The 19,336-nt window shown below is 72.1% G+C and carries 16 protein-coding genes and 4 tRNA genes; 12 read left to right on the top strand and 8 right to left on the bottom strand.

Annotated features, from left to right (window positions below; genetic code table 11):
- Window positions 1-2: 2 nt before the first annotated feature.
- The 8 genes from PED38_RS14065 (at window position 3) to PED38_RS14030 (ending at window position 10,524) form a co-directional block, all read left to right on the top strand.
- The gene (locus tag PED38_RS14065; RefSeq protein WP_270981756.1) at window positions 3-578 is read left to right on the top strand and encodes a thiamine pyrophosphate-dependent enzyme; all 576 of its coding nucleotides are present in this window, start codon (window positions 3-5) and stop codon (window positions 576-578) included.
- Window positions 575-1,492, top strand: a complete 918-nt coding sequence (locus PED38_RS14060) for an isocitrate lyase/phosphoenolpyruvate mutase family protein (RefSeq protein ID WP_063071165.1) — start codon at window positions 575-577, stop codon at window positions 1,490-1,492. Before PED38_RS14065 ends, PED38_RS14060 begins: the two co-directional genes overlap by 4 nt.
- Window positions 1,493-1,505: 13 nt before the next feature.
- Window positions 1,506-2,912, top strand: coding sequence for an aldehyde dehydrogenase family protein (locus tag PED38_RS14055; RefSeq protein WP_063071164.1), 1,407 nt, complete (start codon window positions 1,506-1,508; stop codon window positions 2,910-2,912).
- Between the two features lie 60 nt (window positions 2,913-2,972).
- Complete coding sequence (locus tag PED38_RS14050) at window positions 2,973-4,007, top strand: diiron oxygenase (protein ID WP_270981755.1); 1,035 nt, start codon at window positions 2,973-2,975, stop codon at window positions 4,005-4,007.
- A 74-nt stretch (window positions 4,008-4,081) separates the two neighbouring features.
- A complete protein-coding gene (locus tag PED38_RS14045) occupies window positions 4,082-5,356 on the top strand; it encodes an MFS transporter (RefSeq protein ID WP_270981754.1) in 1,275 nt (424 codons plus the stop codon).
- Window positions 5,353-6,594, top strand: coding sequence for a glycosyltransferase (locus PED38_RS14040; RefSeq protein ID WP_270981753.1), 1,242 nt, complete (start codon window positions 5,353-5,355; stop codon window positions 6,592-6,594). The genes PED38_RS14045 and PED38_RS14040 overlap by 4 nt, the downstream gene beginning before the upstream one ends.
- Window positions 6,595-6,768: 174 nt before the next feature.
- Window positions 6,769-7,272, top strand: coding sequence for an NUDIX hydrolase (locus PED38_RS14035; RefSeq protein WP_270981752.1), 504 nt, complete (start codon window positions 6,769-6,771; stop codon window positions 7,270-7,272).
- Between the two features lie 219 nt (window positions 7,273-7,491).
- Window positions 7,492-10,524: a glycoside hydrolase family 3 C-terminal domain-containing protein gene (locus PED38_RS14030; RefSeq protein WP_270981751.1), complete on the top strand. Its 3,033-nt coding sequence runs from the start codon at window positions 7,492-7,494 to the stop codon at window positions 10,522-10,524.
- On the opposite strand, the gene pdxS is transcribed toward PED38_RS14030, so the two are convergent.
- The 6 genes from pdxS to PED38_RS14000 form a co-directional block, all read right to left on the bottom strand.
- On the bottom strand, window positions 10,472-11,374 hold the full coding sequence (pdxS, locus tag PED38_RS14025) for a pyridoxal 5'-phosphate synthase lyase subunit PdxS (RefSeq protein WP_116055610.1): 903 nt from the start codon (window positions 11,372-11,374) through the stop codon (window positions 10,472-10,474). The genes PED38_RS14030 and pdxS overlap by 53 nt on opposite strands.
- 13 nt (window positions 11,375-11,387) lie before the next feature.
- The gene (locus tag PED38_RS14020) at window positions 11,388-11,930 is read right to left on the bottom strand and encodes an HIT family protein (protein ID WP_107490168.1); all 543 of its coding nucleotides are present in this window, start codon (window positions 11,928-11,930) and stop codon (window positions 11,388-11,390) included.
- 44 nt (window positions 11,931-11,974) lie between these two features.
- Entirely contained in the window at window positions 11,975-14,026 is a 2,052-nt protein-coding gene (gene thrS / locus PED38_RS14015) for a threonine--tRNA ligase (protein WP_063071157.1), read from the bottom strand.
- Window positions 14,027-14,181: 155 nt separating this feature from the next.
- Window positions 14,182-14,256: transfer RNA gene (locus PED38_RS14010), tRNA-Val, on the bottom strand.
- 13 nt (window positions 14,257-14,269) lie between these two features.
- Window positions 14,270-14,340 (bottom strand) — tRNA-Cys (locus PED38_RS14005).
- Window positions 14,341-14,390: 50 nt separating this feature from the next.
- Window positions 14,391-14,462, bottom strand: a tRNA-Gly gene (locus tag PED38_RS14000).
- A gap of 281 nt (window positions 14,463-14,743) precedes the next feature.
- On the opposite strand from PED38_RS14000, the gene PED38_RS13995 reads away from it, so the two are divergent.
- Window positions 14,744-14,816 (top strand) — tRNA-Val (locus PED38_RS13995).
- Window positions 14,817-14,837: 21 nt separating this feature from the next.
- Here PED38_RS13995 and PED38_RS13990 read toward each other — a convergent pair.
- Window positions 14,838-15,797, bottom strand: a complete 960-nt coding sequence (locus PED38_RS13990) for a sugar-binding transcriptional regulator (protein ID WP_063071156.1) — start codon at window positions 15,795-15,797, stop codon at window positions 14,838-14,840.
- 110 nt (window positions 15,798-15,907) lie between these two features.
- On the opposite strand from PED38_RS13990, the gene PED38_RS13985 reads away from it, so the two are divergent.
- Window positions 15,908-17,668, top strand: coding sequence for a glycerol-3-phosphate dehydrogenase/oxidase (locus PED38_RS13985; RefSeq protein WP_270981750.1), 1,761 nt, complete (start codon window positions 15,908-15,910; stop codon window positions 17,666-17,668).
- 128 nt (window positions 17,669-17,796) lie between these two features.
- The gene (locus PED38_RS13980; RefSeq protein WP_270981749.1) at window positions 17,797-18,288 is read left to right on the top strand and encodes a glutathione peroxidase; all 492 of its coding nucleotides are present in this window, start codon (window positions 17,797-17,799) and stop codon (window positions 18,286-18,288) included.
- Between the two features lie 19 nt (window positions 18,289-18,307).
- Here the strand turns inward: PED38_RS13980 and PED38_RS13975 are convergent, their stop codons facing one another.
- Window positions 18,308-18,823 carry a mycothiol transferase gene (locus PED38_RS13975; RefSeq protein ID WP_063071153.1) on the bottom strand — a complete coding sequence of 172 codons (516 nt, stop codon included), beginning with the start codon at window positions 18,821-18,823 and terminating at the stop codon, window positions 18,308-18,310.
- A 92-nt stretch (window positions 18,824-18,915) separates the two neighbouring features.
- Here PED38_RS13975 and PED38_RS13970 point away from each other — a divergent pair, with 92 nt between their 5' ends.
- Window positions 18,916-19,332 (top strand): YchJ family protein, encoded by a 417-nt coding sequence (locus PED38_RS13970; RefSeq protein WP_270981748.1) that lies wholly within the window; start codon window positions 18,916-18,918, stop codon window positions 19,330-19,332.
- Window positions 19,333-19,336: the final 4 nt, after the last annotated feature.

Genomic DNA, 19,336 nt, shown 5'->3' with positions numbered 1-19,336 from the left:
CCGTGCGGTACGAGGACGCGTTCCGAGCCCTGCTCGACGCGCACGCGGACGCCGCCGTGGTCGCCACGTGCGGCCACATCTCGCGGGACCTGTTCGGCTTCCACGACAGGGGCGGCACCCTCTACCTCGTCGGGTCGATGGGGATGGCGGGACCGGTGGCGCTCGGCGTCTCGATCCAGCTCCCGTCGACGACGGTGATCGCGATCGACGGCGACGGCTCCGCGGCCATGAACCTCAGCGGAGCGGCCAGCGTCGCGGGGAGCGGCAACCGGATCCTGCACGTCGTGCTCGACAACGGCCAGCACGGCAGCACGGGCGGTCAGCGCGTGTCCCCCTCCGGGGACCTGGCCGCCGTCGCCCGCGGGCTCGGGTACCGCACCGTGCTGGACATCACGACCGAGGACGGGCTCGCGGGGATCGCGGGGATCGCGCGCTTCCCCGCCTTCGCACGGATCCGGGTCGCCCCGAGGTCCGGGCCGATCGGACCCCGCGTGTCGCTCGCACCGCGGGAGCTCCGCGACAGGTTCGCCGCGCATCTGCGGTCGGACGGACACGAGATGAGAGGAGAGGGACGATGACGATGCAACGGACGCTCCGGGACGTGCTGGCCTCAGCGCGCATCGGGAGCGCGGCCGGCGCGCACAACGCGCTGACGGCGCGGCTGGTCGAACAGGCGGGATACGACGTGGTCTGGGCCAGCGGGCTCGAGATCTCCGCGTCGATGGCCGTGCCCGACGCGAACATCCTGACGATGAGCGACGTGCTGGCGGTGGCGGCGTCGATGGCCGCGAAGGTCCGGATCCCGGTCCTCGCGGACTGCGACTCGGGATTCGGCGGCACCGCCAACGTCGCCGCCATGGTGCGGGCCTACGAGGCCGCGGGCATCCAGGGCGTGTGCGTCGAGGACAAGACCTTCCCGAAGCTGAACAGCTTCGTGGCGGGGAACCAGTCGCTGGTGCCGATCGAGGACTTCTGCGGGAAGCTCGCCGCCGCCCGGGAGAACCGGTCCTCGGACGCGTTCGTCGTGATCGCGCGCATCGAGGCCTTCATCGCGGGATTCGGCCTGCACGAGGCGCTGGTCCGGGCCCGTGCGTACGAGGCCGCCGGCGCGGACGCGCTGCTGATCCACTCGAAGCGCGCCGACGCGACCGAGATCGAGGGGTTCCTCGCGGCCTACGACGGCGAGCTGCCCGTGGTCGTCGTCCCCACGACCTACAAGGAGACCACCCTCACGGACCTGCAGCGCATGGGGGCGTCGCTGGCCATCTACGCGAACCAGGGCCTGCGCAGCGCGATCTCCTCCACGCGGACGACGCTCCGCACGATCCTCGAGTGCGGCTCAGCCGCCGCGGTGGACGACTCGATCGCGCCCCTGCAGGAGGTGTTCGACCTCCAGGACATGGCCGATCACGTGAGCCGGGAGGCCCGCTACGAGGCCATCGGCCGCGACGTCGCCATGGCCGCCGAGTCGCCCGCCCCGCGGGTGGGCTGAGCCGGTGTCGGTCATGGACGCCGCGACGGCGACGGCGGGCCCGGCGCTCGTCAAGACGGATCCATCGACCGGGAGGGTGCTCGGCACCTTCCCGGCGGGTCGGGCGGAGCAGGTGCGCGTGGCGGCGGAGCGCGCGGCGTCGGCCTCCCGCGGCTGGGCGGACGCGGGAGCGGTTCGGAGAGGCGACGTCGTGCACCGGCTCGCCGAGCTGATCGAGGCGCACCGCGACGAGCTCGCCGCCAGCATCCGGGCGGAGACCGGCAAACCGGTCCGGGACGCCGTGGGCGAGGTCGAGCGCACGGTGGCCCTCGTGCGCTTCGCCGCCGGCTTCGGCAGGCGCACCGGCGGTGAGACGCTCCCCTCCGACACCCCGCTCACGGCGAGCTCGACGCATCGACGGCCGGTCGGGCCGGTCGCCCTCATCACGCCGTGGAACTTCCCCCTGGCGATCCCGGCCTGGAAGCTCGCCCCGGCGCTCGTGGCCGGGTGCACGGTCGTGCTGAAGCCGTCCCCGCTCGCCCCGCGGACGGCCGAGCTCCTCGTCGACCTCGCCGCGCTCGCCGGGGTCCCCGACGGCGTCGTCTCGGTGGTCCAGGGCGACGGCGTCACCGGGGACCTGCTGGTCTCCCGCGCAGAGATGCGCGCCGTCAGCTTCACGGGGAGCGTCGACGTCGGGCGCTCGATCCACCGGGCCGCCTCGCGGACGATGGCCAGGACCCAGCTCGAGATGGGCGGCAAGAACGCCGTCATCGTCATGGAGGACGCCGACCTCGATCGCGCCGCGACGGCCGTCGTGCGCGGCGCGTTCGGCCAGTCCGGCCAGCGCTGCTCCGCGACGAGCCGCGTCATCGCGCACGCGCCGGTGCACGACGCGCTGGTCGCGAGGATCGTCGAGCACGCCATGCGGCTCCGGCCCGGTCCCCCGGACGACCCGAGCTCGGACCTCGGCCCGCTGATCAGCGAGGACGCCATGCGGCGGTGCCTCGACGCCGTGCAGGCGAGCCGCCTGGATGGCGGCACCGTGCTGTGCGGCGGCGAGCGCATGGGGACCGTGGGGAACTTCGTGCTGCCCACCGTCATCGTCGGGCTGGATCCCACGGCGCCGCTCGCCCGGACGGAGGTGTTCGGGCCCGTCCTCGTCGTCCTCGCGGCATCGTCGCTGGAGGAGGCGATCGCCATCGGCAATTCCGTGGAGTACGGGATGTCCGCGGCCATCTTCACCTCCGACATCCGGAGCGTCGGGCGCTTCGTCGCCGAGACGGAGGCCGGCATGCTGCATGTCAACCGTGCGGGTACGGGAGCGTTCCCGCACATGGCGCACACGGGGGCGAAGTCCTCGCAGTTCGGTCCCGCGGAGTGCTCCGAGGAGGGCCTCGGCTTCTTCCTCGAGACGAGGACGGTGACCATCGATGTGTCGTGACACCCCCGCCGTCGCGTCGGCTCGCGACCGACCCCTCGTGTCCGCGGAGAGGAGTGCGTCATGTGCGGCACCGTAGGCCTGTTCGTCGGCTGCGCGGCCGCGGCCTTCTGCCCCGTCGCCCGGACGCAGGGCACGACGGACGCGGCCGGCGTCCCGCCGGACGCGCCTCCGCCGGACTACCGCTCCGCCTTCAGCAGCTGGGACGCGCGCGCGAGCGTCCGATCGGCGCCCCGGCGCGTGCTGCGGCCGGACGCGGGCCTCGCCCTGTTCCCGGAGGAGCTGGTGCCGGTCGCCGCGCATCCCCTCGTCCGCGCCCTCGGCCCCGAGGTGCTCGTGGGGATGCAGACGCGCCAGCTCTACCGCTACCTGCACTTCACCGCGAAGCTCGAGCACCTGGTGGTCAACCACGTGGCGCTCGGCATCGCCAACGGGGACGTCCGCGTCCCCATCCCCGAGCAGATGCGGTTCGACGCGCTCAAGATCTACTGCGACGAGGCGTACCACGCCTACTTCTCGGTGGACCTCATCCGCCAGGCCGAGCAGCTGACGGGCATCGCCCCGCCGAAGGCGGACGAGGAGCCCTTCTTCCTCGTGCGGCTGCGCGGCCTGCAGGCTCTTCACGAGCCCCGGCTGGCCGGCCTCATCGAGCTGGCCTTCACGATCGTCTCCGAGACGCTGATCTCCTCCACGCTCACGGACGTGGGACGCGGCGTGCGCGTCGATCCCGCCGTCACGGACGCGGTCCACGACCACGCGCTGGACGAGGGCCGCCACCACGCGTACTTCGCCGCGTACCTCGAGCACCTCTGGGGGAGCCTCGATCCCGGGCAGCGCGAGTTCGTCGCGCAGCTGTTCCCCCGGCTCATCGACGTCTTCCTCGACCCCGACCGGCCCTCCGTCGCCGCCGAGCTCGCCGCGTACGGGCTGCCCCCGGACCAGATCGAGCAGGTGCTGGCGGACGTGTTCTCGGACGACATCCGTCACGCGTACAACCGGGCCACGGCGGCCAAGCTGCTCGTGTACCTCGGGGCGCTGGACGTCTTCTCCAGCTCGGCGGCGCACGAGCAGGCGGCATCGCTCGGGCTCGTGGACTAGGAGATGATCGTGGACATGGAGCGCAGCGAGCGGACCACCGCCGGCGTCCGTCGGACCCGTCAGGCGGGGCCGACATGACGGCGGCTCCCCCGCAGGAGCGCGGACGGCTGGTGTGGCCGGTCGCGGCCTGGTTCTGGGCGCTGCAGTTCGCGGTCCTCAATCCCCTGCTGGCCGTGCTGCTCGTCACGCTGTACGACGCGACGCCCTCGCAGGTCGGCTGGGCGCTCGGCGCGTACAACGTGGGCGGCTTCATCGCGTCGCTGGCGATCCCCGTCCTCGCCGACCGGACGGGCGACTACCTCCGGCCGCTGCTCGTGTGCGCGGTCGCCGGGGTCGCGCTGGTGGTGGTCCTGGCGGTGACGACGTCGCTGCCGTGGGCCGTGGCCGCGCTCGTCGTGCTGGGCGGGCCGCCCGGGGTCGGGTCGACCCTGCTGTTCGCGCAGCTCCGACACGAGGGGGCGGCGCCCGCCCAGGTCATCCGCACCCGGGCGATCGTCTCGTTCGCCTGGGTCGTCGGTCCTCCGCTCGCCACCCTCTGGACGGGAGTGACGGGATCGCCGGCGGCGCTGCTGCTCCTCGCTGCGGTCGGCGTCGTCAACGTCGTCACCGCCCTGCTCCTGCTGCGCCGGCGCGGATCCACGGCCCCGGCGGGCGCCGGAGCCGCCCGCCCGAAGCTGCTCGCGCAGCTGCGCGGCTGGTCGCGCTGGACGACGATGACCGCGTTCGTCCTGCTGCAGGCCACCAACATCGCGACGGTCACGATCGCGTCCCTGTTCATCACGCGCGACCTCGACAGCCCGCTCGTCTGGGCCGGCGTCGTCCTCGGCGCGGCCGCGCTCCTGGAGATCCCCGCGCTCCTCGTCATCGGCCGGCTCCACGGACGCGCGAGCACGGCGTCGCTGCTCCTCACCGGCTTCGCCTCCGGCGCCGTCTACTACGGCACCGCCGCGCTCGCCTCCCACCCCTGGCAGCTCCTCGCCCTGCAGCCGCTGAACGCCTGGTTCTTCGCGGTGGTCGCGGGCGTGGGGCTCACCGTGTTCCAGGACGCCTTCGCGAGCCCCGGTCTCGCATCGGGCCTCTTCACGAACACCCGACGGGTCGGCGCCATCCTCGCCGGGGCGCTCATCGCGCTCCTCGCCGCCTTCCCGGCCCCCTACCGCGCGGTCTACGGCGCCTCGGCCGCGATCACCGCGCTCATGGCCATCGGGGCGCTCGTGATCGTGGTCGCCGGAGCCCGCGCCCGGACACGCTCCCGGGCAGCTGACCCGCTCAGGGCGCCGGATCGGGGGCCTCGCCCCGCGACACCACCCGCCACCGCATGCACCGACGACCGGAAGGAACACCGATGAGCAGCACGACGAGCAAGCTCGAGCCGAGCGACGAGTACCTGGTCCGCTTCCTGAGCGACGGGGAGTATCGCAGGGAGGCCTTCGCGGTCGCCGACCGGCTCGTCGACGAGGACGTGACCGACGAGGAGACCGTCCTCGCGTGGACGCACGGGGACGGGATCCTCGCCGAGCTGGTGACGCACCTGGCGGCGTCGAGGCGCGTGGTGAGGAGCCTGGCCGAGCCGGTGAGCGTGGGGATCGTCTTCGCCGTGTGGAAGGAAGCGCGACGCCTCCAGCCCCGGACCGAGCGGAACCCCGCCGGCGAGGACGCCCTGCGCGCGAAGGTCGCCGAGCTGGAGTGGCTGTTCCGCGACGCCCCCGTCAGCTGGCGGCTATACATAGTGGACGACGAGTGCCCCGAGGGGAGCCTGGAGGTCGCGCGCGCGATCGTCGAGGAGGACGGGCTCGAGTCGGTCGAGCTGCTCCGGTTGCGCGACGCGCTGCCCGCCGCGGAGCCGCCGCTGTCGAAGCTGGCCGCGGCCGACCTCTCGGTGAAGGGCGGCGCCCTCCTGCTCGGGCTGCGACGCGCCTCCGCGCGGGGCCACGACTACGTCATGTTCACGGACTGCGACAACAGCAACAACCTGGGTCAGATCGGGCTGCTGCTCGAGCCGTTCCTCACCGGCGGGGTCCGAGCCGCCATCGGGGATCGCCGATCCACGCGCGTCTCGCACTGGCAGGACTCCCGGGACAGCGAGTCGACGGCCAACTACGTCCTGAAGCGGGTGCGGCAACTCCTCGCCTTCGACCTGATCCTCCGCGACGTGACCTGCCCCTTCAAGATGTTCGACCGCGCGTGCCTCGCGGCGATGCTGGAGGAGCTCGACGTCTTCGACTTCTGCGTGGACTACGACATGCTCGGCTACCTGCAGCACGAGGGGACGCCGCTCGCCGTCGTGCCCATCGTCTCGCTCGATTCGGAGACGGAGACGACCTGGGTCCCGCTCGGCAACGCCAGCGTCTGGTGGCAGAAGCTGCGCGGCTTCGTCCACGTGGTGGAGAAGTACGGGCTGCCGCACGACCGGGAGGCGGCCGATCTGGTCCGGAGGCACCTGACGTCCCAGGAGGCCGTCGCGGCGGTGCTCCGCGCCGGAGAGCAGGGCGTCGTCCTCGGCGGGCGGCCGATCAGCCCTGCGGAGCAGCTGCAGATGGACCTGGGCGAGGTGGAGGAGTGGTTGTGTGCCGTGCTGTCGGAGTAGCCACGTGATCGGCGTGGCCCGGTGCCGCCTGGACCCGAGGTGGCGCCGATGAACGGTGACGGGCCCCACCTCGACGAGGTGCGGATCGGTGACGTGGCCCGCGAGCCGTCATCGAGACCGACGACGCGGTACAGCCTGACCGTGACGTCCCCGGTGGCCGAGCGCAGGATGTCGGTGGACTGCATCGACCTTCCCGACCTCGCCGCCGTCATCCCGTACTGCCCCGAGGACGCATCGGTCCACCTCGTGGAGCAGGTGCGGCCGGCGCTGTTCGTCAAGCACGGCTGGAGGACCGACCTCGAGCTGCCCGCGGGCTTCGTGGATCCCGGCGAGAGCCCGCGCGACGCCGCCGTCCGCGAGCTGCGGGAGGAGACCGGCCTCGAGGCCCTCGACATCGCGCATCTCTGCGACTTCGTGATCTCGCCCGGCTTCACCGGGGAGATCACGTCCCTCCACCTCGCCCGCGTCGCACCGCGGGAGGACGACGACCGCTGGACCATGACGGTCGACGAGGAGATGCTGCGGGTCCGCCGGGTGCGACTCGCCGACGTCGCCGCACTCCTCGGAGAGGGCCGGGTGCACAACGCCCTCACCTGCCTCGCCCTCACCTGGTGCCTGGCGCACGGGGATGCGCTGGACGCCGGCCCCGGCCCCGGCGCCGGAGGCTCCGATGCGTAGCCGCCGCGAGGACCGGACGACCATGCCCGGCCGACAGCCCGGAGACGTACGTGGCGATGACGAGGGGCGGGCATCCTGCCGGGCATCCTGCCGGGGATCCTCCGGATCGTCGGCGATCCGGCGGCCGTCGCCGACGCAGGCACCGCCTGCCCACGGTCCGTCAGGCGCCACCGACGGTCCACCAGCACGGCACAGGACCACCGGAGGAAGGAGCCCTCGATGCGACGACGCACGACACCCGGCCGGACGGCCTGCCTCGGCCTGATGGCGGCCGTCTCGGCCGCCACCCTGGGCCTCGCTCCCCCGGCGTCCGCCGGGACCGCCGCGAGCTCCGACCCCGCCGGGCTCCGCTCGCCGGCGATCGCGGCGGACGCCCCGCACACGCGGACGGTCGACTGGCTGGTGAGCCGGATGACGCCCACGGAGGAGCTTGACCTCATGGAGGGCAGCTGGGCGGACAAGACCAACATCGACGGCACCCTCGACCCGGACACCCACGACCAGGCCGGCTACGTGCGCGGCGTGGCCCGGCTCGGCATCCCCGAGACCCGTCACGCGGATGCGCTCGGCATCGAGGCGTCCGCCGCCGCGACGTCGTATCCGAACCGGCTCGGCCTCGCGTCGTCGTTCGACCGGGACGCGTTCTCGCGGTTCGGACAGCGGGTCGGCGAGGACGGCGCTGAGATGGACATGGACCTCATCTACGGTCCCCAGGTCGACATCGTGCGCATGCCCTCGTGGAAGCGCGACATGACGGCGCTCAGCGAGGACCCGTACGTGGCCTCCGAGCTGGGCTCCCGCGAGATCCAGGGGATCCAGAGCACCGGGCTGCTCGCGCAGGTCAAGCACGTCAGCTCCTACGACGGGCAGGACCAGAACATCGCCTCGCTGGTCGAGGGGCAGGCGGCGCACGAGCTGTACCTCGCGCCGATCGAGGCTGCCGCGTCCGCCGGGGTGAGCTCGATGATGTGCTCGTACGCGACGTCCCGGATCGTCGGCGAGGAGGACGAGCCCCGCTACGCCTGCGCGAACTCGGGTCTGCTCCAGCGCATCGTGAAGGACGAGTGGGGGTTCCCCGGCTGGATCACGACGGACTACGGCGGGGGCACGGCCACGTCCGACCTCCTCGCGGGGACCGACCAGGAGTTCACGACCACGAACTTCTCGTCGGACGCGCTTCTGCCGCTCATCGACCCGCAGTCCGACTCGTACGACGAGAGGTACGCGCACGCGGCGCGCGAGTCGGTGAGCCGGATCCTGTACCAGTACGAGCGCTTCGGGCTCCTCGACGACAGCCGCATCCCGGAGGCCGTGCGGTCGCCGGTGCCGCAGCACGGCGACGTCGACGACACGGACCACGCCATCCGGATCGACGAGCAGGCGGGGATCGAGGAGTCGCTCCAGCTCGCGGAGGAGTCCGCCGTCCTGCTGAAGGACGACGGGGGCGCCCTGCCGCTCGACCCGCAGCGGTCCGTCGCGGTGATGGGGCAGTCCGCCACCCTCCTCCCGGCCGGCCCGGGCGGAGAACGCGCCCTCGGGTTCGGGGACCGGACGAACATCACCCCGCTGAAGGCCATGCGTTCCATCGCCGGCGACCGCGTCACCAGCGCCCCCGGCATCGACCTGCTCGGCACCACCGTCCCGGCGGACGCGCTCAGCGCCGACGAGGGCGGCACCACGCGCGGCCTCACCCGCACGACCACGACGGGAACCGTCTCGACCACGTCGACCGACGCGGCCATCGACGGCGACCAGACGGATCTCCGCCCGGGCAGCACGTACTCCTGGACCGGCTACCTCGACGTGCCGGCGGACGGCCAGTACCGTCTGCTCACCCAGCGTCCCTACGGCACCGACAGCGGCGACGACAGCAGGTACAACCAGGACACCCGCCCGGCGAGCAACAGCACCGCCACCCTCGCGGTGGACGGCAGATCCGTCGCGCTGACCGACCCGGACGCCGAGGTGCTGCCCAACGCGTACCCCACGTACTCGACCGAGGCGGGGATCAGGACGACCGCCGGCAACGGCCAGTACCTGGGCTACGAGAACGCCGCGACCGTCCTCGACCTCACCGCGGGCCGGCATCGGGTGACGCTGGGGTACGCGCCGTCCGCGATCGCCGCGACGACGCCGACGTTCCGCTTCGCCTGGTCCCCGATCGAGGACTCGCTGCGGCAGGCCGAGACGGCAGCACGCACGCACGACGTCTCCGCCGTCTTCGTCGACGACGCGAACCAGGTCACCGGCGACGGCGTCTCCCCGACCAGCGACGTCGCGCGTCTCAGCGCCGACCAGGACGCGCTCATCCGGCGCGTCACCGCCGCCGCGCACGGGGCGGGCCACCGCGTGGTGGTGGTCGTGAACTCGGATGCCGCCGTGCAGATGCCGTGGGAGGAGGGCGTCGACGCCGTGCTGGAGATGTGGTACCCGGGCCAGGAGGGGGGCGCCGCGACGGCGGACACCCTCTACGGCGTCTCCGACCCGTCCGGCAAGCTGACGATCTCGTTCCCGAGGAACAGCTCGGAGACCCTGTTCGCCGGTCATCCCGAGCGGGCGGGCGGCACCCAGCCGCAGGGCGAGCCGACGAGGACGATCAAGTGGACCGAGGGGCTGGACGTGGGATACCGCTGGTACGCCTCCGCGGAGAACACGCAGGGCTTCGCGCCGATGTTCGCCTTCGGCCACGGCCTGTCGTACACGCACTACGTCTACGACGACTACTCGGCACGGGCGACCGGGGACGGCGGCATCGACGTCGACCTCCGGATCACCGACGCGGGAGGGGTCGCGGGCTCGGAGATCCCGCAGGTCTACGTCGGTCCGTCCTCGGAGCTGCCGGACGGGATCGCGCAGGCGCCCACGAAGCTCGTCCAGTTCGACCGCGTCGACCTCGCCGCCGGTCAGTCGAAGCGGGTTCGCATGCACGTCACCGCGCGCGAGCTGTCGTCCTGGTCCGAGTCGTCCCAGCGATGGGTGCTGGGGACGGGACCCCGGACGGTGTCCGTCGGCGCGGCGTCCGACGACATCCGCGTCTCCTCGACGGTGGACGTCGCGGCGGCGGACGTCGCGGCGGCGGACGTCGCGGCGGCGGACGCCGGGGGACGAGCCGCGCTCGTCCCCTCGTCGTCGACCGCGCCGGCCGTCGCCGTCCCGGCGGTCCCGTCCCTCGCGGAACCGGAGGCGCTCGGTCCGCCTGCTACCAGCCGCGCTCGGCGAGGCGGTGCGGGGCGGGGACATCGGCGACGTTGATGCCGACCATCGCCTCGCCCAGCCCGCGCGACGCCTGGGCGATGGCGTCGGGGTCCTGGTACAGCGCCGTCGCGGTGACGACGGCCTTCGCGCGGGCGACCGGGTTGCCGGACTTGAAGATGCCGGATCCGACGAACACGCCGTCGGCGCCGAGCTGCATCATCATCGCGGCGTCCGCCGGGGTGGCCACACCGCCCGCGGTGAAGAGCACGACGGGGAGCTGGCCGGTCCGCGCGACCTCGAGCACGAGGTCGTACGGCGCCTGCAGCTCCTTCGCGGCGACGTAGATCTCGTCGTGCGTGAGGGCGCTCAGGGCGCGGATCTCCGACTTGATGGTGCGGATGTGCTTGGTGGCCTCGGACACGTCGCCCGTGCCCGCCTCGCCCTTGGAGCGGATCATGGCCGCGCCCTCGGTGATGCGGCGGAGCGCCTCGCCGAGCGTCGTGGCGCCGCACACGAAGGGCACGGTGAAGCCCCACTTGTCGATGTGGTTCACGTAGTCGGCCGGGCTCAGCACCTCGGACTCGTCGATGTAGTCGACCTCGAGGGACTGCAGCACCTGCGCCTCGACGAAGTGGCCGATGCGCGCCTTCGCCATGACCGGGATGGAGACCTCCGCCTTGATCTGGTCGATGAGGTCGGGGTCGCTCATGCGGGCGACGCCGCCCTGCGAGCGGATGTCCGCCGGGACGCGCTCGAGCGCCATGACGGCGACCGCGCCCGCGTCCTCCGCGATGCGCGCCTGCTCGGCGTTGACGACGTCCATGATGACGCCGCCCTTGAGCATCTCCGCGAGTCCGCGCTTGACGCGGCTCGAGCCGACCTGTCCGGGGGTGTTGGTGTCAGTCATTGTGATCCCTATCCTATTCGCCCGCCGGGGCGGGCCAGGCTGCTGCGATGGATGCCCGGACGTCGCCCAGCAGCTGCGGCAGCGCCTTGGTCTTGGCGATGATCGGCAGGAAGTTCGCGTCCTGCCCCCATCGCGGCACGATGTGCTGGTGCAGGTGCTCGGCGATGCCGGCGCCCGCGACCTGCCCCTGGTTCATGCCGATGTTGTAGCCGTCGTTCCGCGACACCTCGCGCACGACGCGCATCGCGGTCTGCGTGAGCGCGCCGATCTCGGCCACCTCCTCGGGGCCCGCGAGGTCGTACGTCGCGATGTGCCGGTACGGGCAGACGAGCAGGTGCCCGCTGTTGTACGGGAACAGGTTCAGCAGCACGAAGGCGTGCTCGCCGCGGGCCACGATGAGCGCGTCCTCGTCGGACATCGACGGCGCGATGCAGAACGGGCACTCGTCGCGGTCCGGCTGCTGGCCCTTCTGGATGTAGACCATCCGGTGCGGGGTCCACAGGCGCTGGAACTCGTCGGGCACGCCCGCGAGGTGGCCCGGGTCGTCGACGCGCACGTCGGGGCGCTCGTCCTCTCCCCCGGACTCGTGGTCCGACAGGGTCAGACGGGCCACGCGGTCACCACCTGCTCGCGGCGCGCGATGGCGCCCGTGATCCGCTCGACGGCCTCGTCGACCGGCACGCCGTTGACCTGGGTGCCATCGCGGAAGCGGAAGCTCACGGATCCGGCCGCCCGGTCGTCCTCGCCGGCGATGAGCTGGTACGGGACGCGGAGCTTGGTGTGGGTGCGGATCTTCTTCGGCATCCGGTCGTCCGAGGTGTCGAGCTGCGTGCGCACGCCCGCCGCCCGGAGCCGGTCGAGCACGCCGCCGAGGTACTCCTCGTAGTCCTCGGCCACGGGGATCCCGACCACCTGCACGGGCGACAGCCACACCGGGAACGCGCCCGCATAGTGCTCGGTGAGCACGCCGAAGAAGCGCTCGATGGACCCGAACAGCGCGCGGTGGATCATGACGGGCTGCTTGCGCGTGCCGTCGTTCGCCGTGTACTCGAGGCCGAAGCGCTCGGGCAGGTTGAAGTCGAGCTGGATGGTGGACATCTGCCAGGTGCGCCCGATGGCGTCGCGCGCCTGCACGGAGATCTTCGGACCGTAGAACGCGGCGCCCGCGGGATCCGGCACGAGCTCGAGGCCCGTGTCGACCGCGACCTGCCGGAGCGTCTCGGTCGCCTCCTCCCACACCTCGTCGGATCCGACGAACTTCTCCGGGTCCTTCGTGGACAGCTCGAGGTAGAAGTCGTCGAGGCCGTAGTCGCGCAGCAGCGAGAGGACGAACTCGAGCGTGCCCTTCAGCTCGTCGGCCATGCGCTCGCGCGTCGTGAAGATGTGGGCGTCGTCCTGCGTCATGCCGCGCACGCGGGTGAGGCCGTGGATCACGCCGGACTTCTCGTTGCGGTAGACCGTGCCGAACTCGAACAGGCGCAGCGGCAGCTCGCGGTACGAGCGCTGACGCGACCGGTAGATGAGCACGTGCATCGGGCAGTTCATGGGCTTCAGGTAGTAGTCAGCGCCCTGGCGCGTGATCTCGCCCTCGTCGTTCCGCGCCTCGTCGAGGTGCATGGCGGGGAACATGCCGTCCTTGTAGAAGTCGAGGTGCCCGCTCGTCTCGAACAGGTTCGACTTCGTGATGTGCGGCGAGTAGACGAACTCGTAGCCGGCCGTCTCGTGCCGGCGGCGCGAGTAGTCCTCCATCTCCCGGCGGATGATGCCGCCCTTGGGGTGGAAGACCGCGAGGCCGGAGCCGATCTCGTCGGGGAAGGAGAAGAGGTCGAGCTCGGCGCCGAGGCGGCGGTGGTCGCGCTTCAGGGCCTCCTCGATGCGGCCCTGGTACGCGCGCAGCTCGTCCTTGGTGGGCCACGCCGTGCCGTAGATGCGCTGCAGCTGCGGGTTCTTCTCGGATCCGCGCCAGTAGGCGGCCGCGACGCGCGAGAGCGCCCAGCCGTTCCCGACCATGCGCGTGCTCGGCAGGTGCGGGCCGCGGCAGAGGTCGCGCCAGAAGACCTCGCCGGTCTTCCCGTCGACGTTCTCGTAGACCGTGAGCTCCGCGCCGCCGACCTCGACGGACTCGCCGTCCTCGCCGAGCTCCTCGCCGGATCCGCCCTTGAGGCCGATGAGCTCGAGCTTGTAGGGCTCGTCGGCCATGAGCTCGCGGGCCTCCTGCTCGGAGACGACGCGGCGCGTGAAGCGCTGGCCCTGGCGGATGATGCGCTCCATGTTCTTGGAGATCGCCTTCAGGTCCTCGGGCGTGAAGGGCTCGGCCACGTCGAAGTCGAAGTAGAAGCCGTCCGTGACGGGCGGCCCGATGCCGAGCTTCGCCTCGGGGTTGATCTGCTGCACGGCCTGGGCCATGACGTGCGCGGCCGAGTGACGGAGGATCGCGAGGCCGTCGGGCGAGTCGATGCGCACGGGCTCGACGACGTCGCCGGGGGCGACCTCTGCCGCGAGGTCCTTCAGCTCCCCGCCGATGCGCATGGCGACGACCGCGCGGTCGCCGAAGAGCGTGAACCCGGTGCCCGCCTCCGTCGCCTCGACCGGCGCGGTCGTCTCCGCGGGCGCGGCCTCGTCGTGGTTCTCGGGCTGGGCGGCGTCTACCACTGCGGGCTCCTTGCGGGACGGGGAGGGAACCGATCCAGACTACCGGCGCGCGGGAGCCGCCCCTCGCCGGGAGCGGCGGGCGTGCGCGCGCCGGCCGGCCGGAGGAGGCGCCGGGGGGAAAGAAAGAAGGCCCCGGTCTCCCGGGGCCTTCTGGGTGGTGAGCGATACTGGGATCGAACCAGCGACCTCTTCCGTGTCAGGGAAGCGCGCTACCGCTGCGCCAATCGCTCATGCACTTGCTCGAGGTGGGGACGGGATTTGAACCCGCGTGGACGGCTTTGCAGGCCGCTGCCTCGCCTCTCGGCCACCCCACCACCGGTGGTTCCCACCTTGTGAAAGGGGACCCCTCTCGGGGCCCCTGTCGAGCGGATGACGAGATTCGAACTCGCGACCCTCACCTTGGCAAGGTGATGCGCTACCACTGCGCCACATCCGCATTTCACACGATGTCCGCCGGCTTCCCGGCGTCCCTGCGTGCTCGATGACTCTAGCCGATCTCCTGGCGCGGGTGCAAAACGACGCGCGCCCGACCGCTCCGGGCACCCCGTTCACGCGCCCGCTGCCCCGTGTTCACGCGGATCCGGTGGGCGAGCGCTCGGGACCAGCCCGGGCGTGTCGCGCAGCGGACCGTCGTCGCCGGCCCCGCCGGGACCGGCGTGACCGCGACGGCGCCCGCGGTATGGCATCATGGATCCGCACCGTCCGCGGTGCGAGCACGGGCGATTGGCGCAGTTGGTAGCGCGCTTCCTTCACACGGAAGAGGTCATCGGTTCGAGTCCGGTATCGCCCACCGTCATCTCCCTCTCCCCCGCTACTGCAGCAGGGCCCGCGCCGTCCCCTCGTCGAGCACGATGTCGGTCACGAGCCCCGCGGCGAGGGCCCCGCGCACGCTCCGCGCCTTGGACGCCCCCGCCACCACGCACACGCGTCGGGGCGCCTTGCGGATCGTCGCCAGGTCCGGCCCGCTCGCCCGCGCGTTGATCGCGATGTCGGCCGACGACCCGTCTTCGCGGAAGAAGACGGTGGAGACGTCTCCCACGACGCCGTCCGCATCGAGCGCGCGCTGGTCGGACCGCTCGAGGTACCCGCCCGAGTAGACGTGGCTCGGCACGAGGGCGACCGGGGATCCGACGCCGAACAGGACCATGTCCATCCGCTCCTGCAGCTCGAGCACGCGCTTCGTGCTCCTCTCGCGCCAGAGGGCGAGCTTCGTGGCGGGGTCGTCGAAGAACGCCGGCACCGGGAACTGCTGCACGGTCGCGCCGTACGCCTGCCCGAACCGCCGGAGGATCTCGCTGGCGTACATGATCCCGGTGGTGCGCACGTTGCCCGCCCCGTTGAGCTGCACGACGAGCGTGTTGTGGGTGGGCTTCGGCACGAGGTACCGGCTGACGGCGCTCACCGTGGAGCCCCACGCGACGCCGACGACCATGTTCGAGTCGACGTACTGGGTGAGCATCCGTGCAGCCGAGAGCGCCACCCGGTCGACGCGGTCGACGTCGCTCGTCTGGTCGGGCACGGGGACGACGTGCGCGACCACGCCGTACCGGTCGTGCAGCTGCTCCCCGAGCACGGACGCGAGGTCGAGCGGCGAGCGGATCTGGATGTCGACGAGGCCCGACTCCCGGGCGTACGAGAGCAGCCGCGACACCGAGGAGCGGCTGGTGCCGAGCTCCCGGGCGATGGCCTCCATCGTCAGGTCCTGCATGTAGTAGAGGTGCGCCGCGCGCAGGGCGTCCTGGGTGCGCTCGTGCGCGATGCCGTCGACCATCCGACGATGCTTGCACATCCGTGCACGGGCTTCGCGGGATCCGTTCGCGGGCGGATGATGGACGGACAGCACGCGCACCACGCACGCATCGAACAGAGAGAAGCCTCCTCGTGACCACGTCGAAGAAGACCGACCTGCGGGACAACGTCGCCCGCATCCACGACCGCCCGAGCGCGCAGGTGCTCGTCATCGGCGGCGGCATCAACGGCATCGCGACGTTCCGCGACCTGGCGCTGCAGGGCGTCGACGTCGTCCTCGTCGAGCGCGCCGACTACGGCTCGGGCGCCTCGGCCGCCAGCTCGCACATGATCCACGGCGGCATCCGCTACCTCGAGAACGGCGAGTTCCGCCTCGTCCGCGAGTCCGTCGAGGAGCGCAACGGCCTCATCCGCATCGCGCCCCACTACGTGAAGCCGCTGCAGACGACCATGCCGATCTTCTCCACCTTCTCCGGCATCCTCAACGCGCCGCTGCGCATGCTCACGCACAAGCAGCGCTCCACCAAGGAGCGCGGCGCCCTGCTCATCAGCGTCGGCATGACGCTGTACGACTCCTTCTCGCGCGACGGCGGCTCCGTCCCCCGCCACCGCTTCCGCGTCGGCAAGGCCGCCCGCGAGGACATGCCCGCCCTCAACAAGGACGTGAAGTTCACGGGCACCTACTACGACGCCTCCGTGCACGAGCCCGAGCGCCTCGCGCTCGACGTGCTGAAGGACGGCCTGGCCGCGGGCGAGCACGCCCGCAGCGCCAACTACCTCGAGGCCGTGGGCGTCCAGGACGGCGGCGTGAAGCTGCGCGACGTGATCTCGGGCACCGAGTTCGTCGTCACCGCGCCGGTGGTCGTCAACGCGTCCGGCCCCTGGACCGACCTCACGAACGACGCCATGGGCGGCGACACGAAGTTCATGGGCGGGACCAAGGGCTCGCACATCGTCGTCGACAACGCCGAGCTGCTCGAGGCGACCAAGGGCCGGGAGATCTTCTTCGAGAACAACGACGGCCGCATCGTGCTCATCTACCCGCTCAAGGGCCGCGTGCTCATCGGCACCACGGACATCGACGCCGACCCGCGCGAGCCGGCCGTCTGCACCGAGGAGGAGGTCGACTACTTCTTCGACCTCGTCAAGCACGTCTTCCCGCAGATCGAGCTGAACCGCGAGCACATCGTGTACCGCTACTCGGGCATCCGCCCGCTGCCGCGCCACGAGGACACCGCGCCCGGCTTCGTGTCGCGCGACTACCGCATCGTCGAGACCGAGATCGCCGGCCTCCCCGACGCGAAGGTGCTGAGCCTCGTGGGCGGCAAGTGGACGACGTTCCGCGCCCTGTCGGCGCACCTGTCGACCGAGGCCACGACGCGCCTCGGCGTCGAGCGCTCCGTGGACACGACGGGCATGCCCATCGGCGGCGGCAAGGACTTCCCGTCCTCCAGCACCGCCCGCGCCCGCTGGATCGCCACGCAGGCGGCCCGCGCGGAGGGCATCGGCACCGAGCAGGTCGACCGCCTGCTCAACCGCTACGGGACGCGCGCCACGAGCGTCATCGACGTCCTGTCCGGGCAGCCGTCGACGCCCCTCGCGACCGACCCGCAGCTCACGCGCGCCGAGATCGCGTACTTCGCCACGCACGAGGACGCGGTGCACCTCTCCGACGTCGTCCTCCGCCGCACGAACCTCGCCTTCGTCGGCGGCGTCACCCACGAGATGCTCGCGGAGATCGCGGACGTGCTGCAGGAGGCGCTCGGTTGGAGCGACGACGAGCGCGACGCCGAGGTCCAGGACACCGTCGACGTGCTGAGCAGGTACCACGGGGTCGACGTGGGCGCGACCAAGGTGGCCGCGGACGCGACCGTCACGGAGTTCGCGAACTAGCACGACCGCCGCGGGCCCGCCCGCACCCGGGAGGCCGGTCGCCGAGAGGCGGCCGGCCTCCTCGTCGTGGAGTCCTGCCGCGCGATCGCGCCACGGCCCCTGCCAGGCGACGGGTCTAGGTTCGGGACATGACCCACCCCCGGCTCGACCCGATCCCGCTCACCACGCTCCAGGGCGAGGAGACCACCTTCGGCGCGTACGCCGACAAGGTCGTCCTCGTGGTCAACGTCGCCTCGCGCTGCGGGCTCGCGCCCCAGTACGAGAAGCTCGAGCAGCTCCAGCGCACCTACGGCGATCGCGGGTTCACGGTCATCGGCTTCCCCAGCAACCAGTTCCTGCAGGAGCTCGGGTCCGCGGAGGCCATCGACGAGTACTGCTCCACCACGTGGGGCGTCACCTTCCCGATGATGGAGAAGGTCAAGGTCAACGGGCGCTCGGCCCACCCCGTCTACGCGGAGCTGACGAAGGCGCCGGACGCCGAGGGCAAGGCCGGGCGGGTGAAATGGAACTTCGAGAAGTTCGTCGTGACGCCGTCGGGCTCCGTGCACCGCTTCCGGCCCACCGTGGAGCCGGACGCGCCGGAGATCGTGTCGCTGATCGAGGCGGAGCTGCCCGGCTGATCCGGCCGTCGCGCCCTGCTCAACCGCGGCGCGCGATCAGCCCCGCCAGGTACGACGCCTGACCCGCGTGCTGCAGGTCGTCGGAGAGCACGCTCACGAGGCGGGCGGCGAGCGTGACGGGTGGCGTCCAGTCCTCGTCCACGACGCGCGCGAGCTCCGACTCGTCGAGCCCGGCGAGGTACGCGAGGGTCGCCGCCTGCACGGCGTCGAGGTAGCCGAGGAGCAGCTCCGGGCCGGTGCCCGCGAGCGCGCCCACGTCCTCGGGAGACTGCCCGTACCCGGTGGCGGACGCGTCGAACGGCAGGGCGAAGCGCGCGTCCCATCCCCCGGCCGTCCACGTCTGCGGGGTGCCCGCGACATCGGCCACCTGCGCGTCCTGCACGCGGGCGAGGTGCCAGACGAGCCAGCCCACGGTGTTCGCCTCGGCGTCCGGGCGGAAGGCCAGGTCGTCGGCGTCGAGCCCGTCCACGGCCTCATGCACGATCCCGCCGATGCGTCCGTAGGCGTCGACGAGCAGGTCGATGGCGGGGGTCATGGCGTCTCCTCGGATCGGGTGCGCACCCGGGCGGGCGCCCTCCCATCCTGCTCCGCTCACGACCGTCGACGACGACATGGCAGGCTCGCGGGGTGACGCGACTCTCCCCCGACGCCCCCTGGTCGACGCCCGACGACGACGCGTGGTGCCCCTGCACGAGCGGCGACCCGTACGGCGCCTGCTGCGGCCCGATCCACCGCGGCGACGTCGCGGCGCCCACCGCCGAGCGGCTGATGCGCTCGCGCTTCTCGGCCTACGCGCGCGGGGACGCCGCGCACCTCGCGCGGAGCTGGCACCCGTCGACGCGGCCCGACGAGCTCGACCTGGATCCCGCTGTCCGGTGGTTCCGCCTCACGATCGTGCGCACCGCCCTCGGCGGGCCCGCGGACGCCACGGGCCTCGTCGAGTTCGAGGCGGCGTACCGGCACGACGGGGAGCGCGGCGCGCAGCGCGAGGCAAGCCGCTTCGCCCGGCACCGCGGATCCTGGGTCTACGTCGACGCGGAGTGACCGC

This window comes from Clavibacter sp. CT19, assembly GCF_027858075.1.
GTDB lineage: Bacteria > Actinomycetota > Actinomycetes > Actinomycetales > Microbacteriaceae > Clavibacter > Clavibacter tessellarius_A.
Note: the sequence above shows the minus strand (reverse complement) of the source record. Positions and strands in the feature narration are given on the sequence as shown.

Excerpts from the sequence above, each read along its gene's own strand:
- PED38_RS13975 (WP_063071153.1), bottom strand. The coding sequence starts at position 18,823 with ATGACCCCCGCCATCGACCTGCTCGTCGACGCCTACGGACGCATCGGC.
- pdxS (WP_116055610.1), bottom strand. The coding sequence starts at position 11,374 with ATGACTGACACCAACACCCCCGGACAGGTCGGCTCGAGCCGCGTCAAG.
- PED38_RS13990 (WP_063071156.1), bottom strand. The coding sequence starts at position 15,797 with ATGGTCGACGGCATCGCGCACGAGCGCACCCAGGACGCCCTGCGCGCG.
- PED38_RS13980 (WP_270981749.1), top strand. The coding sequence starts at position 17,797 with ATGACCCACCCCCGGCTCGACCCGATCCCGCTCACCACGCTCCAGGGC.
- PED38_RS14040 (WP_270981753.1), top strand. The coding sequence starts at position 5,353 with ATGAGCAGCACGACGAGCAAGCTCGAGCCGAGCGACGAGTACCTGGTC.
- PED38_RS14055 (WP_063071164.1), top strand. The coding sequence starts at position 1,506 with ATGGACGCCGCGACGGCGACGGCGGGCCCGGCGCTCGTCAAGACGGAT.
- PED38_RS14050 (WP_270981755.1), top strand. The coding sequence starts at position 2,973 with ATGTGCGGCACCGTAGGCCTGTTCGTCGGCTGCGCGGCCGCGGCCTTC.
- PED38_RS14030 (WP_270981751.1), top strand. The coding sequence starts at position 7,492 with ATGCGACGACGCACGACACCCGGCCGGACGGCCTGCCTCGGCCTGATG.
- PED38_RS14045 (WP_270981754.1), top strand. The coding sequence starts at position 4,082 with ATGACGGCGGCTCCCCCGCAGGAGCGCGGACGGCTGGTGTGGCCGGTC.
- PED38_RS14060 (WP_063071165.1), top strand. The coding sequence starts at position 575 with ATGACGATGCAACGGACGCTCCGGGACGTGCTGGCCTCAGCGCGCATC.